We start from the raw sequence: 13,852 nt of genomic DNA, 5'->3' as shown, positions 1-13,852 counted from the left end.
CCGCCCAATCCGGCGCCGCCGGTGGCTCGTCGTCTACGGCGGCTACGCCGCCTCCGACTCCTCACCACCGGCCATCATGGTTGTCGTTCAACCGGACAAGAAGAGTGTCGCCGTCCACTCTTCGCCGCTGCTGCCGGAATCGCGCGCGCAGGCAGTGGTTGTGCATGAGCGTCGAGGGCGGCGCGTGAGGATTGAATGGTTCCCCTTGGCGATCGATCGGGGACCGGGACAGGCTTTTCGACGACGACGATATCGAGCAGAACAACCCCAGCGCCGCTGCGATGGTGGACGAAAAAATCGGGCAGCAGCTCGTTTCCACCGAGCAAAGGCGGAACCTCTGAGTGCCGCGTGACCTGTCCCACGCCTGTGGGCGCTTTGACCGACTGCCATCGAGCATCGCGCGGCGATCTCGAGCACCCACCGGTTGAGTTCACGTTGGGTCGATCCTCACCCTCCCCTCTTGGTCCGGAGTGGGGGACGGCGCAGGCGGCGCAAAATCAGCTTGCACTCGGTCGATGTCGGGGATGCCCCGATACCGCAGTACTCGATACCCGGCGGTCTTGAGCTGCGCATCGCGCCTCTCATCCCGGGCCTTCTTGCCGTCGTGGCTGCTGTCGTCCAGCTCGACGATCGCGAGGACCTTGAACGACTTTTCGCAAATCACGAAGTCTGCGCGCTTGCGGTCGAAGGTGTTGCGCACTGGCGTCGACCTGGCAGATAGCAAGGCGCCAAATGAGACCTGCGACAACACGATGAGATTCGGCAGGGCATGTTGCAGCCGAAAGAACATTGCCTGTTCGTTTCGCGTGAGTGGCATGTAGCGCTAGGGATTTCCTTGGAGCCTCCACCACGCGGCAAGAGCCTGGCGATCACCAGCAAGGCCAAGAAGCCCAGCGCCATCATGATCAACAAAGATCCAGATCCCTTCATCCTCGCTCCATTTGTGTTGTCGCACGGCGGAGTATGCGATGGGTGCTCGCATGGGCGTCAAATCTCAGACGCACGGGAGGTCGAACCGTTAAGGCCTGCACATCGCGACGAGCCCGGCAGCTTCCACGATGAACGCAAGGACGGCGAGCTAGCGTCAGGCCTACAGGCAAGCCCACCCCGGCCTCAACAGACGTCGCGAATGGAATTGGGTTTGCGTGCGCGGAGAGCCGCGTCCGCCGTCTCGCGCTCGCGATGGAGCCGCGGTGACAGGTCACCGGGCTCCGGTTCAAACGTCTTGCCAGACGTCGCCTTGCTCGACGACTTCGATGAAGCGTCGCGCCGAGAAACCATGGGGGTACAGCGTGCCCGCCTCGACCTCCGGGTCTTCTTCGCCTGGCGCTCGCGTCGGATCTGCAAGAAAGAGATTGCCAGGATCTCTCAGCAGCGCCGCGTCGTCGCGCAGGGCAATGAGGACTTCTTCGAGCGAGACCTTCAGGACGCCCGAGAAGCGTTGATGGTCACACTCGATGGACGTATCGACGATCCACCGCGTCAACGCCGGCTCTGCGGGGCCCGTGTCGAGCCGCAGCGTCGTTCGAAGCGCGCCGTTGTCTCGAAGATCTCGCGCGACGGCCTGCGCCTTGCGCAGCACCTGGCGGCCCGCGTGACGCAGGGTGCTCGTCGCGTGCTGGAACGCCTCCTTGTGCGACTTTCGGATAAAGGTCGATTTCACTTCGACGACCAGCACGACATCTTCGAGCGCACAGACAAGATCGATCTCGCCGGCATCGCCGTGCAGCGCACGATCGGGCAGCCAGTTTGCTACGACGACGAAGCCACGGGCCTCCAGCGCTCGCGCGAGGCCGGTCTCGATGCGCTGCGTTTCCTCACGGGCCTCGCCCCGGCGTTGGCCGAGGCGACGAAGGTTGTTGATGATCGCGGTGCTGTTGTTCTGAAGTCCGGCATGCCAGGGCAACTGCACGAGCACCTCGCCGAATTTCAGGACGGGCCGTTCCAGCAATTCGGGCCGCAGGCCGGAGGAGCCGGCCTTCATTTGCGCGGACAACGCGGACCAGTCGCTGCTCCAGAAGTCGAGAATCGCCGCGGCCCCGGCCGGATCGCCCTGCGGCGCCGCTGCGGTGACGGTCCAACCCACGATGTTCGATATCTTGGCGGCGCGGTCCGACCAGGTGAGCGGCAGGCGATTCTGCATTCCTGAAAGGACGCCGCCTTCGCAGAGCTTGCGCAAGGCCATGCGCCAGTCGCCGACGGTGCGCAGGTGCCCCATGAAGGCTTCCAGAAAATCCCGCTGGTAGAACGCCGCCATCAGCTCCATGGACAGTGAGGCCTGAAACACATCGACCCTCTCGCCGCCATCGGTCGTCACGGTATCGGCAACGCCATAGACCTCGCTCAACTGCAGGCGCGTGCGCATGGCACGAACGTAGGCCAGGCGGTTGGCTTCGTGATTCTCCGGACGACCGATGGTCTCGGTGGCCCTCCCCGACTGCATGAAGTCGGCGAGGCCCCGGTAGAACCAGTACTCGTGCAGGCGGGCGAGCTTGCGTCCATCACGCTGCCAGGCCGCTCGCAACGACGCGTCGACTTCGACAATTTCAAGGGAGGTGCCCTTCGGCACGAAGCGGATCCCATCGTTGTAGCTGAAGGCGTCCGCCGATTGCGAAACGAACGCGTTGAGTTCGATCTGCGCCGCGAGCAGTGCCTGGAACCGCCGATGCAAGGAAGTGCCGGAATCAGCATGGCCCGGTTCGCTTCGCAACACCGGGGCGACGTGTTGCACGAGGACGGAGGCGATCGCGTCGTCGCCCAGCGCGAAGTCCTTCGGCTCAGCGCGCTCGAGTTTCCACAGGAAGACATCATTGATCGCCCGCCAGGCCTCTTGATCATCGGATTGGACGCCCTCCGCGCGGTGCGGCGAGGCCATGCCTCGCGGCACCAGGTGCTCGAAGGCGTAGAGGCTCGCAAGGACCAGCAATTCGAAGGGCGTCGTCTGCTCGAATGCGGCTCGATGGGCGGCGAGCACATTCAGGCGGTCGGCATGAGCCTGGCTGAAGATGTAGAGCGTTCGGCACAACTCGGCGACCTGGAGATGCCGCCGGCCGAGCCATTCGAGTTCGGCGCGCCGCAAGGGCGCGGCGCTCAGAACGATTCCGGAGTTCCGCACCGCCTTGTCAAGAACTGCGGGGCAGCCGGCAGCGAGCCGTTCCAGCAGATCCGGATTGCTTGTGTCCTCTTGAGCGAAGTAGCGCGCCAGCGCAAGCGTCATGACGCCGGAGCGCCAGCAATCGATCGGGACCATGGCCCAGATCGGGCATGACCAGAATTCGGCATCGCGTCTCGCGCGGTTGATCTTCACCTTCGCGCCGCTTGGCTTTCCATCCAGATAAGCGTTCGCCGCGGTCAACGCCGCATTGGTCAGCGCAGCCGCGGCGGTTGGCTCGATGGCCTCGAAGAACGAGGAATACAGATTGGTCATGTCGCGATCGGGCGTGGTGCGTCGCTCCGATGTTCGCATTGCTGTCCTTGTTCCAAACGAGGGTGCAAAGCCTCCAGACGCAGTTGCCATTCTTCAGCCCGTTTGCACCCAATTCCCTGGGCAGACGCTGGCTCAGCTCAGCGAGCCCATCAGACCTCTTTCGACGTCGAGTCCGCATAGGCCGCAGGCTCGGCGACTTTGTTGGTTACCTTCAGCCACGTCTCATAGTCGAGCAACATCAGACGTCGACGCGAGGACGCTGAATTGCGAGACGGCTTGGATCGCTTCCGCGCCGCTCGCGGCGGCGGGGGTCCGAGATCCAGGTCATTCTGGCGAGCGCTGCGCATCGACATATCATGACGCCTTCGCGGCGAGTTGAGGGAGGTTGCAACCGCTGCTCCTTGATCGCCGTCCGCCGGTCGGAAAAGAAGATCCCCAGGACCAGAATCCCGGGGATTAAATCCACCAATGGGGGTGGAGGAGACAACCGGACGCGCTCAAACAAGGCGCAAAAACAGTTCGACGGCTGCATGCTTACGGTGATGCAAACGCCGGCCCTGCGCACGCGATGCGCATGAAGGGCCTTTCGACTACAAGCCCGACCTGTGACAGCTTCGCCATTATCTTGCCCCAAAGCCGCGCCATGCTGGAAAGCTTCCGGCCAGGTTTTCGTGAGCGTCTTCACACCGGGGCACAGTTCTTCGGCAACAGGAGATCTGAGCTTCGACTGCCGGCGCGAGATTCGGCGTGACTTGAGCGGCGCTACCCATGCGCAGCCGTCCTGATGGCTTTGGGGAGGTCTGAACCACATCGCGAAGTTGGGCACCCTCCAGTTCCTCATCGAGGATGTGCCGCCGGACCCGGGGACGTGCGGCGCCAAGCAGTGTGCTGAACCCAGAAGACGCCCGACTCCAACATCAGGGGGACGACCTGCTGGTGGCGCACGCGCGACCGCCGAAACCAGGACGCGACGCTGATGTCCCCCTCCCCCCGGTTGCCAGAGCCACCCCACGATTCCCAGAGGTCTGTGATCAAGGCAAAGTCGCCGGGGGTCGGGAATGGGACGCGCGCCATCGGGTGCTGCGTGGTCGCAACGGCCAGTGGACCCGCGGCTTGGGGGAGCGGGTATGCCATCATCATTGGCCCTTACGCGTGCCGCCCCGTGCTGGGCCGTGATCGCGCGCCCGGCGGTGTGTGTTCCAACAGCGCGCCGTCTTGCTCCGACCAGGTCCAGACACTTGAAAGACTACCCCCGCAGGCGCGAGTAGCACAGGTTGTCGCCGTCGATGTAGATCGTGGTTCTCAACGGAATCGCCAGACGTGAAAAGACCACCCGAAGGTGGTCTTTTCGCCCTAAGCGAGAGTCAACCGAATGACACCACGAAGGGATTGTGGGTGGATGTTATCAGCTCCCGCGCCGGCGGGCGCTCGCGGCGAGGCTGGCTCGCAGCGATGCCGCGCTGCGCAGCCGGTGTTGCGCCGAGGCTGGGAAGCGGAGCCTGGGCGCACTCGAAGCGATGGAGGAAGGGATTGTGAGTGGATTTGGGCATCTCCCGGGTCGGAGGCCGCCTGCCGCGCGTGCAGCATGTCGCCACCCAGGACGGCCGTGTAACGCGCCGACCCGCCCACCAATCAGAACGCCATGCCTGCGCCCTGCGACAGTCCCGGCCCACGCGTCACGCGCCTCTTCGATGCGTCTGCTTCTACCGCGACCTTCCAGCGCTCACCAGCTCGACCCAACGGTTCGAACGTCCTGCAGGCCAACTCACGGAAGACGTCGCAGCCTCGCGGCCACTCCTGGTCATTGTTCGTATCCGACGTTCCACTGATGACGCACGGCCAAAATGACCGCCGCGTCGACATCCAATCGGTACTTCGCCACGTTGCCGCCGGCGCCGAAGTCGATCAGCCATTCCCTGTGCTCATGCTCATGTCGACGATGGGTGGCCAATGCCCGGCTGCTGCTCCACAATCGGATGCCGCCAACCGCCCGCCGAGCGGCGTCCGGGTTCTCCAAGGCGATCACTGACCTACTGGCATAACATCCGATTGAAGTAGGCGCTCACACGCCTGTTTCTTCCCTCGCGGAAAATGCCTCCCCACGGGAACCGATTCAGGCGTTGGGCGCAGCGGCCACCACCAGCAGCTCTTGCGGGCCGTGAACGAGAGTAGGGCCGTAGCCCGTGGATGAGCGCCTTGCCAAACCGCGGGCTGACGAAGCGTTTGTGCAAGAGGTGCTTGCGCAATTACCTTGGTGCGACGTGGTCCCCGACTCATCCGCCCATCAATTGACGCCTCATCAAAGAACGACTGACCCGTCGTGGATGAAGGCTTCCGCGGCGTCGGCCAACTGGTTCATGAAACGTGCCGAGGCGGGCACGCGCATGTCTGAAATTGCATGGCCGGTGGGCTCACGCGCGATGTAGAGAAGCAAATAGCCGAAGCGCGCGTCGTGGGCATAGATGACGCAGGCGTCGCTGGTTCGCCGCCGACGCCGACGATGCAACCGCGACCACAGAGCCAGCTCGGCCGGATCGCCCGGCGGGAGGTGGGCGTGACGTAGCACCATGCGCCCTCCCCTCCTGGGCTCGACATAAGCACCATCTTTGCCGAAATAGAAGCTCGAGTATTCGCCCGCAGGGCCGAGTGCTTTCCAATCGGCAAACAGGTCCGCGAACCAATCCGGATCGATGCCCTCAGATTCGAGCGCGTCGAACAGCAGATCCGACAACTGGACGTGCGGCGGCAAAGGCGTTTTAAGGGTCGCCATCAACGGACGAAGAAAAGCCCGCGCGAGGCGGGCTGCAACCGAGAACACGAACGGAGGTTCATTCGGCGGTGGTCTTCGCCTTCTCGGTCGCCTCGGCGACGGCGTCTCGCGCTCCTTCGAACGAGAAGCGCTTGCTCGCAGTGATGCGCCGCATCATCTCGTCCGAGCGCTCGTCGCGCTCAAGCAGCGGCGCCGGCGCGCGCTGCTGGCGACGTCCGGGTACGGTTTGATGGCGGAATCTGTTTAGCACATGCTAAAGGTACCTGAGTCTGGCGCCGACCGCAACACCGCTTGCTGAAGACCCCTCGGGACCGTGACAGACGGCAGCCTTCGGTCCGGTAGTCAACTACCGGATGGCGCTCCCCGGAACGCGCTCGTGGATGGACTTCTGAGCAACAAGTCGCTTTTTCAGGAGAACTTGGCGTCAACACTGTACGGACGGACGAAACCTCTAGTCCGCCTGCGCGGGCCGCCAAGCATTGCCCTCGCAGAGGGAGAGATGTTTCACGACTTTCTCAGATCGCAGATTTTCTTGTTTCGTGACAATGAGTTAGATCCATTTTTTGCCCTCGGGAAGAAATTGTTTCACGGAATCGCGCGTTTGTGAAAGCTGTTTCGAGGAAAACCACCTAAATCACCCCATAATTCGGTTACCACGTAACCAAAGATAGCGATGCACGACCTCCGGCCGAGTCAACCGCCCGTGGCACATGAAGCCGACGCAAGCCCTCGCTTCGCACCTGGGCCCTCGGCGGGTCCCGACTATTGGCCCCCACGTTGTTCCCTGGCCGAGTTGGCGAGGATGCTGACCTTGATCCACGGACACGAGGCGCCAACCGAGTCGTCGTTAAAGAAATGGAGCGCCTCGGGCGAGTTCAGTGCTTGCATTGTTGCTGAGGATGCGACCGCAGCTGCCTCGGCCGCGTCACGGGCGGGCGAGGTGACCCGTGCGCGGCGCGTCGGACGGCCAGGTCTCAGCCTGCACACTCAAGCAGCGATGAATCGGGTCTACGAGCTCTGGCCGCACCTGACCGACAGCGGTACGCATGCCGCGCTGGACCTTGCGGTGGCCCGGGCAGCCGATCGTCTCGAGTCACGGCTCACGCATTTGGTCGGAGTACCCCCCTCCCCCTCCCCCGTGCCCGAAGCAGGAACGGACGTGGAAACGAAGACACTGATGGCACAGGTACTGGAACAGATCGCCGCCTTGCGCCAAGACATGGTCGAGGTGAAGCGAGAGGTCGCGCAGTTCTCGGCGATGCGAAACAACCTGATTACCAAGCTGGACGATGCGGTCGCACGTGCGCAGGAGGCTATCGCCGCGGGCGCTGGGCGTTCTGGAAGCGGCGCGGACCCGCTGGTCGAGGCACGTCGAGATCGAGATATGGGCGTCGTAAAGTCGATGCTCAGCGAGATATTGGCGTCGCAGGGCGGCAATCGTCCTGCGTTGTAGGGCCGACGCGTTTCACTTCTGTCGGGGTCGCCTTCGGTTGGCATCCGGTGGTGGTGTACCGTACACCACCCTTGCACCGCGCCTGGCTCGTCGCCACGTGCCGCGTGGTGTACGGTACACCACGGCTCCAAAAAAAAGGCATCCATCGGATGCCCTTTTCCATTTCTGCAACCGCGTCACTAGCTCCGCATGAACTCCTCCAAGAGTTCAGCCAATCGTTTTCGGCGGGACTGGTCGAGCGCAGTGTGAATCTGGATCGTGGCCCGCCCTCCCCTGTCCATCTTCAAGGTCGCGAACTTCACGCCCTTCAGCTCGAACTCTTGCACCGACACGTCGTGTTGATGAGTCGCGGGCGCCTCGCCGCTTGCCGACGTCAGAAACGCAAAGATCGCCTTCGGGGACATTGCTCCACGTTCGGCGGCCACTTTCTTGGCCCTTGCCTCCAGACCAGCAGGATCCTTCGACTGCACGGCTGTGAAAGCTGCGGCCCAGCGGAACTGCAAGTCGAGCGGTGAAGCGAACGCCTGCAGGACCACCGGCGGCAAACGCGCGAACACCAGGGCCTTCGAGATGTTGGCGTGATCGACCCCCACGGCGGCCGCTAACTGGCGAAGGGAGGGATACAAGCCCCTGTCGAGGGCGCGGGCGTACATGACACCCTGTTCCCAGGCCGAAAGGTCGGCGCGCTGCCGGTTCTCCCGCTCCATCTCTTCGAACAACGCACGGTCGTCTAGGTTGTCGACGAAGACCAAGACCGGGAGCCCGAGCTGCAGACACGCCTCATGTCGGCGATGACCGAACACGATTTCGTACTCCGGCCCCTCGCCGGGCGACGCGATCGCCCTCACCTTGATGGGCTGGATGTTGCCGCCTGCCTCCTTGATCTCGCGTTTGAGATCTTCGAACTCGGCACTCTGGAAGCTGGACTCGTGGCGGTTCGCGTATTCGCTGCGCCGGACCAGGTGGGGGTCAAGCAGCCGCGTGGCCTTGACGCCATCCCAGGTCCGCAGTTCTGCCATTGCATCGTTCAATCGGCCTTCGAGCTCGGAAGCCTTGTCGGCCCGACCACGCAGCTGTTCGTTCTCCCGCAGCAGTTCGGACCGTTGGTCGTTTGCCAGGGCCATCATCGCGCCGGGCGCCGTCTTGGGTTTCGCCGCATCCGGGTTCGGTGGCGAAACGGGCATCAACGATGCAAAGTTGATCTTGGAAGCCTTGTCCTTGAGACCCATGTCAAACCCCCGCTACCAGTGTTTGCCGCTCGTCGACTTGACGGGCCCAGACCGCCTCGATCTGCTGCTCGATCAACTCGCACATCCGGTCGTAGGCGACCCGTGCTCGCGAGAACGTCTTCGAATTCACCGAACCGCGCGGCAAGTCGTAGACGGTTCCGAACTCGGCGCTCGCGGTGGCCGCTACTGCGGTCTTGGGAATCTCGATCGGTAACACCTTGTCGCCATAGCCTTCGAGGACCCATTGCCGAACGACCGAACTGGCGGTGTCCGATGCCTCGACACGGGACAGAAGCACGTCGATGAATTCGAAGCTCTTGTCCTTGCCCTGGCTGCGGACCAGCTGGTTGCACAGATCGGAGAAGAGGTCCCAGAACTGCGCCGAACTAGCGAAATCGAGGGCCGAAGGGGGGAGGGGCATGATGACGCCGTCGGCGGCCATCAACGCGTTGATCGTCACGTAGCTGAGCGAAGGAGGGGTATCTATCACGATCACGTCGTACTGCTCGCGCGTGAGATCGAGGCCGCGGTCCAGGACGCGCCAGAACTCGAAACCCGGGTCCTTGGCCTGGCGGGCAGGAAGGTGGAACTCGGCGCCGTAGAGGAGGGGGGCCGCACAGACGAGGTCGATGCCGGGCCAATAGGTCGGTCGAATCGCATACTGAAGGTTGTCCTCGTCGCCGCTGAATAGGGGGAGGGCGGTGTGCTCCGTGTCCACCTCAGCATCCGGAAGGACACCAAAGAGCGTAGTCGCCGACCCTTGCGCATCAAGGTCCAGCAGGAGAACCTTGTGGCCGCGCATGGCGAGCCCCTGGGCCAGGGTTACTGCGGAAGTTGTTTTTGCGACGCCGCCCTTGAAGTTGGCGACGGTGATGGTGATGGCTGCCGCGCCTTCAGGCCGAAGATGGTCGGCACGCAATTCGCGAGCCCACACCTGGGCATCGGCCATTGACCACTCACGGCTGTTGCCGAGGATCTCGCCGCTTGGCAGGTCTCCTCGGGTAAGACGGTAGGAAATCTTGGACTTGTCGACGCCGCACAACTCGGCCAGTTGTACAGCCTTGAGCGTGGGCGCAGACTTGGCGGCCGTCGGGGCAAGCATCGCCGCACGGATGCGATCCATCATCCCTGCCACTTTATGAGCCTGGTGCTCGATGTCCTCTAAGTTCTGTCGACGGATGGTTTGCTTGATGTCCACGAGATCTGCCTTAGAAATTTGAATGTCATGCGATTATGCCCATCACATCCGAAAAATCGAAGAATCGTTCCTCCTGCGCAGAGTGCAACCCCGCGCGCAGAGGCTCTCCCCCGGTTTTTAGGACCCTTTAGCCCGCTCTGAGATTAAAGAATATTGAATACCTCTAAGAGATTTATCACCTGTGGATAACTTGATTTCTCCTTTTATATCAACCACTTAGGAGAAAATCTCGACCCTCGATGTCCAGCTTTTAATCGTTTCTGTCCAGACTTTGATCGGAAGCGTCCGCAGGGCCGTCGGCAGGCGTCCAGCCTTCGCTTGAAAGCGTTTCGACGGTTGTCCACAGGGCAAAAAAGCGGACGAAACGGCAAGGATCCGCAATGGATTGCCAAATGTCCGGGTTCTAATCGGGTCCCGAGGGCCTCCACGTGGCCTTGATCTCTCAAACTGTCCGGGTTTTGATCGTCTGCTGAGACATCGGCGACCGACGCTGTCTCCGCAAATGTCCAGGTTTTGATCGCCATCCAAAGGTTGGTGGCGCTGCGAACGGCTGGCTTGGCTTCCGACCGGTGCGCATCTCTTGTGTCCAACTTGAGTTGGACATACGATCGATGCTTATGACCAGCCAGCAGAATCCCGCCGGCCCTGGCGCCGACGAGGCGCTCGAGCTGCGCAAGCCCCATGAGATGATCGTCATGATGCCGCGCTCGGCGCGTGTGACGTTGACGGGTCGTCGCATCTATACGGCGCTGCTGCAGATCTCTCAAACACGCTTGGTCGGGATGCCTGCGATGCCGGCCGCCGACTTCCTGTTCGAGGCGCCCTTGGCCGCCATTCTCCGCACGACTGGGTCGAGCGGCAGTGAGCGCACGGCGGCGAAACGCTATTTGCTCGAAATGCGCAGTCTGGAAGTCGACTGGGAGTCGACGGCTCCGGGCGACGGCGTCAAGTGGCGCGGATTCTCGATGCTCTCCGAAGTCGCGCTGGAAGTGCGCCGCGGCGAGAACTGGGTCAGCTGGTCATATCCTCCGACCATCATGTCTGCGCTGCGCGAGCCGCAACGATGGGCGACCATTGACTTGGAAGTATTGGGCAAGCTCGGCTCCTACACAGCGGTGGCGCTGTATGAGATCTGTATTCGCTACCGGGACAATCCGAGCGGTGTCACTAGCCGAAAGCCCGTGGCTTGGTGGGTGGACGCGCTCAGCAACGGTCCTGGACCCGAACGGCGCGAATGGCGCAAGTTCAAAAATGAACGCGTCAAGGAAGCCGTCGCCGAGATCAATGCCGATACGGACCTTGAGATTGAACTCATCGAGCACAAGCAGGGCAGGGTGATCCACGAGGTGCAGTTTGCGGTCCGGAAGAAGCGTCAAACTCCGGCGCCCCGGCTGGCGGCATCGCAGCAGCCGGTGGACGCCAACCTAGTGCTGCGCGGTGAAACCCTTGGGATCCGGGAGATCAAGCTAGAAGGCCTGATCAAGGAATTTGGCGACGACAGGGTGCGCGAGCAAATCGCCAATCTCGAGAGGCGTGCGGCCAGCAAGTCCTTGCGCGCCGTGGACAATCCGTTTTCCTACTTGCGCTCACTGCTTCGCAATGAGACGGAGCCCGGAGCGTCCAAGGAAGAGGCGGCAATCCCGAGCATCACAGCGCCGCCCGTGGTGGTGGTGCCGCCCGATGCCGCCGCGGTCACATCCCCCAAGTCACCCGGCTTGGGTGGTTCGGACTGGCTGCGTGAGCAGATCGAAGCGATGAAGAAGGAAGTCGCGGCGCTCGACCCGGCCAAGCTAGACCATTGGGTTAATCGGGCCCTTCAAGACTTGGCCCGCAAGGGCGTCCTGAACGCGGTCATCAGCCGGCGCGCTGCGCAGGGCGACGTTCTCCACGGCCTCCTTGGTTCGGCCGTCATCTACGCCTACGCGGATGCCACGTACGGTCCCGACTGGAAAGTCGACCGGCAGTTGTTCGACGCTATTGAGCCCTCGACCAAGTAGCTGCGGGCGCGCTCACGGCAGCCAGGCAGGGCAGCGCCGGTGTCAATCGAGGTCGCCTTGACGCCATCATCGCTGCTACCGGCGGCTGCTCGCACGGCCAACGTAGCGACCAAAAAATGTCGGCTGCGCGCTCGCCAATTGCCCTACCTGCAGGCGTTCGCCGTCTCGGAGCCGATCGTTGACAGACCGGCCGACGTCAATGAAAGCGACGGCACTGCAGAGATCAATTGCGTACACGGATTTGGGAGCTGCCACTGCTCGAGCCAACGATATCCTGGGGCGACGGGCATTCGCTTCGTGCCAACATGGCAGATGAAGGCGAGCGAGCACGGCGCTGCCGGCGTCGTGCCGTTGTATCTGGTCGATGCCGAGAAACAAGCGACCACGCCAGCGGCGGTACCGCAGGGCTGCTATTGCCAGGTTTCTCGCAGCGTGGGCGACCTTCAACTCGACAGGCACCGCGCGTATGACGATTGATCGCGACTACTTCCTGACCTTCGTGTTGCTTCACGAAGCAGGACACATTCACGATGGCACCTCAGCCGGCGCCTTCAAGGATGGCGAAATGTCGCAGCTAAACGTCGACCCCAGCAAGGCGAAGGCCGCCGAGCGGCAGGCCGACGAGTTCGCCGCTCGTCTGCTGCGACAGCGCGCGAACACCACGCCGGCCACCAGCTCCTCGATCGCGGCCAACTTCGTGGTCAACGAACTCACGAAGCTGAGTTGGAACATGCAGGCCTTTCGCACGCTCGACGAATTCGGCTCCTTTTCCGTGGGCAAGCCCAGCGTATTTTTCGACGATGGCTACACGCACCCCAATATGGCCTTGCGCATCCTGCGCACTAACAACCTGATCCAGCGCTCGGCAGAAACGCAGCTGCTTCTGGATGCTTTTGAAGAAGCGCGCGAAAGGGGTGCGAACCCGAAGCCGCTGTACGGTCCAAGATAGCCGCGTCACGAGAATCCAGAGCGTGGGTGAGTTGGATCTCGTACCTAAACGATTCGGAAGTCGGTTCCGCGGCACGCGAAATAGCGGCGTGATGCGAGCGCAGACCAGATCCCTGACAACTACCATGGCGCGGCTCGAAGAGCACTCGCTGCGCGGCTTACACGAAGTTCGTGTCGAGGATCAGCACTGACGCAGTCACGCTCTTGCGCGATGCCCGTTCGATCTCTTCTGCCGACACGGCCGAATCGACGTTGATGGCGTCTTTCCCTGTGCCTTTGACCGTGTCACCGACGGCAAGGAACCTCGCCGACTTCTGTCTGAACGGTCTTGTCGACGATGCGTTGCCTCCGCGACGCGGGTGGAGGCTTAAGACACCGCGGCCCTGCCGTCGCGGTTACGTCCTGCAGGTCAATGCCCTTGGCAGTTCGGACTAGCTGCGCGAGCAGATCGAAGCGATGAAGAAGGAAGTCGCCGCGCTCGACCCGGCCAAGCTCGATCACTGGGTCAATCGGGCCCTTCAAGACTTGGCCCGCAAGGGCGTCCTGAACGCGGTCATCAGCCGGAGAGCCGCCCAGGGCGACGTTCTCCACGGCCTCCTCGGTTCGGCCGTCATCTACGCCTATGCGGATGCCACGTACGGTCCCGACTGGAAAGTCGACCGGCAGTTATTCGACGCCATGGAGCCATCGGGCAAGTAGGAGAGACGGCATTCCGTGGCCGGTGCGCACAGGGCAGGGCAGGGGGGAGGAGTAGGTGTCTGCGTGCCTGCGGATCCAACCCGATCCGCGGCAAGAATTGCATGCTGGCAAGGTCGTTGGTCCATCCGCGC

At 62.6% G+C, this 13,852-nt stretch carries 13 protein-coding genes; 6 read left to right on the top strand and 7 right to left on the bottom strand.

The genetic code is table 11. The features are described from left to right. The coding region (locus ACSFBL_RS33880; protein ID WP_435520201.1) for a hypothetical protein at positions 1-352 on the top strand (352 nt) is incomplete at its 5' end. Between the two features lie 78 nt (positions 353-430). On the opposite strand, the gene ACSFBL_RS33875 is transcribed toward ACSFBL_RS33880, so the two are convergent. The 5 genes from ACSFBL_RS33875 to ACSFBL_RS33855 all read right to left on the bottom strand — a co-directional run bounded on the left by ACSFBL_RS33875 (position 431) and on the right by ACSFBL_RS33855 (position 6,447). Next, positions 431-790, bottom strand: coding sequence for a DUF2726 domain-containing protein (locus ACSFBL_RS33875; RefSeq protein ID WP_435520200.1), 360 nt, complete (start codon positions 788-790; stop codon positions 431-433). A 426-nt stretch (positions 791-1,216) separates the two neighbouring features. Then, the gene (locus ACSFBL_RS33870; RefSeq protein ID WP_435520199.1) at positions 1,217-3,466 is read right to left on the bottom strand and encodes a hypothetical protein; all 2,250 of its coding nucleotides are present in this window, start codon (positions 3,464-3,466) and stop codon (positions 1,217-1,219) included. A gap of 1,762 nt (positions 3,467-5,228) precedes the next feature. Continuing rightward, complete coding sequence (locus ACSFBL_RS33865; RefSeq protein ID WP_435520198.1) at positions 5,229-5,453, bottom strand: hypothetical protein; 225 nt, start codon at positions 5,451-5,453, stop codon at positions 5,229-5,231. A gap of 273 nt (positions 5,454-5,726) precedes the next feature. Further along, positions 5,727-6,245 carry a type II toxin-antitoxin system YafO family toxin gene (locus ACSFBL_RS33860; protein ID WP_435520197.1) on the bottom strand — a complete coding sequence of 173 codons (519 nt, stop codon included), beginning with the start codon at positions 6,243-6,245 and terminating at the stop codon, positions 5,727-5,729. Positions 6,246-6,255: 10 nt separating this feature from the next. Then, positions 6,256-6,447 (bottom strand): hypothetical protein, encoded by a 192-nt coding sequence (locus ACSFBL_RS33855; RefSeq protein WP_435520196.1) that lies wholly within the window; start codon positions 6,445-6,447, stop codon positions 6,256-6,258. 552 nt (positions 6,448-6,999) lie between these two features. Here ACSFBL_RS33855 and ACSFBL_RS33850 point away from each other — a divergent pair. Continuing rightward, positions 7,000-7,650, top strand: coding sequence for a hypothetical protein (locus ACSFBL_RS33850; protein ID WP_435520195.1), 651 nt, complete (start codon positions 7,000-7,002; stop codon positions 7,648-7,650). A gap of 179 nt (positions 7,651-7,829) precedes the next feature. Here the strand turns inward: ACSFBL_RS33850 and ACSFBL_RS33845 are convergent, their stop codons facing one another. Then, positions 7,830-8,879, bottom strand: a complete 1,050-nt coding sequence (locus tag ACSFBL_RS33845; RefSeq protein WP_435520194.1) for a ParB/RepB/Spo0J family partition protein — start codon at positions 8,877-8,879, stop codon at positions 7,830-7,832. A 1-nt stretch (position 8,880) separates the two neighbouring features. Further along, positions 8,881-10,077 carry a ParA family protein gene (locus tag ACSFBL_RS33840; protein WP_435520193.1) on the bottom strand — a complete coding sequence of 399 codons (1,197 nt, stop codon included), beginning with the start codon at positions 10,075-10,077 and terminating at the stop codon, positions 8,881-8,883. Between the two features lie 617 nt (positions 10,078-10,694). On the opposite strand from ACSFBL_RS33840, the gene ACSFBL_RS33835 reads away from it, so the two are divergent. The 4 genes from ACSFBL_RS33835 (at position 10,695) to ACSFBL_RS33820 (ending at position 13,721) form a co-directional block, all read left to right on the top strand. Next, positions 10,695-12,074, top strand: coding sequence for a replication initiation protein (locus ACSFBL_RS33835; protein WP_435520192.1), 1,380 nt, complete (start codon positions 10,695-10,697; stop codon positions 12,072-12,074). A gap of 57 nt (positions 12,075-12,131) precedes the next feature. Beyond that, a complete protein-coding gene (locus ACSFBL_RS33830; RefSeq protein ID WP_435520191.1) occupies positions 12,132-12,551 on the top strand; it encodes a hypothetical protein in 420 nt (139 codons plus the stop codon). Continuing rightward, positions 12,541-13,023, top strand: a complete 483-nt coding sequence (locus ACSFBL_RS33825; RefSeq protein ID WP_435520190.1) for an ImmA/IrrE family metallo-endopeptidase — start codon at positions 12,541-12,543, stop codon at positions 13,021-13,023. Before ACSFBL_RS33830 ends, ACSFBL_RS33825 begins: the two co-directional genes overlap by 11 nt. Positions 13,024-13,478: 455 nt before the next feature. Next, the gene (locus ACSFBL_RS33820; RefSeq protein WP_435520189.1) at positions 13,479-13,721 is read left to right on the top strand and encodes a hypothetical protein; all 243 of its coding nucleotides are present in this window, start codon (positions 13,479-13,481) and stop codon (positions 13,719-13,721) included. Positions 13,722-13,852 lie beyond the last annotated feature (131 nt).

It is taken from the genome of Variovorax glacialis (assembly GCF_051216375.1).
Taxonomy (GTDB): domain Bacteria; phylum Pseudomonadota; class Gammaproteobacteria; order Burkholderiales; family Burkholderiaceae_C; genus Variovorax.
Note: the sequence above shows the minus strand (reverse complement) of the source record. Positions and strands in the feature narration are given on the sequence as shown.

Bases quoted from the DNA above. Each gene is read 5' to 3' on its own strand.
- ACSFBL_RS33875 (WP_435520200.1), bottom strand. From the start codon at position 790: ATGTTCTTTCGGCTGCAACATGCCCTGCCGAATCTCATCGTGTTGTCG.
- ACSFBL_RS33870 (WP_435520199.1), bottom strand. From the start codon at position 3,466: ATGCGAACATCGGAGCGACGCACCACGCCCGATCGCGACATGACCAAT.
- ACSFBL_RS33850 (WP_435520195.1), top strand. From the start codon at position 7,000: ATGCTGACCTTGATCCACGGACACGAGGCGCCAACCGAGTCGTCGTTA.
- ACSFBL_RS33845 (WP_435520194.1), bottom strand. From the start codon at position 8,879: ATGGGTCTCAAGGACAAGGCTTCCAAGATCAACTTTGCATCGTTGATG.
- ACSFBL_RS33835 (WP_435520192.1), top strand. From the start codon at position 10,695: ATGACCAGCCAGCAGAATCCCGCCGGCCCTGGCGCCGACGAGGCGCTC.
- ACSFBL_RS33825 (WP_435520190.1), top strand. From the start codon at position 12,541: ATGACGATTGATCGCGACTACTTCCTGACCTTCGTGTTGCTTCACGAA.
- ACSFBL_RS33820 (WP_435520189.1), top strand. From the start codon at position 13,479: ATGAAGAAGGAAGTCGCCGCGCTCGACCCGGCCAAGCTCGATCACTGG.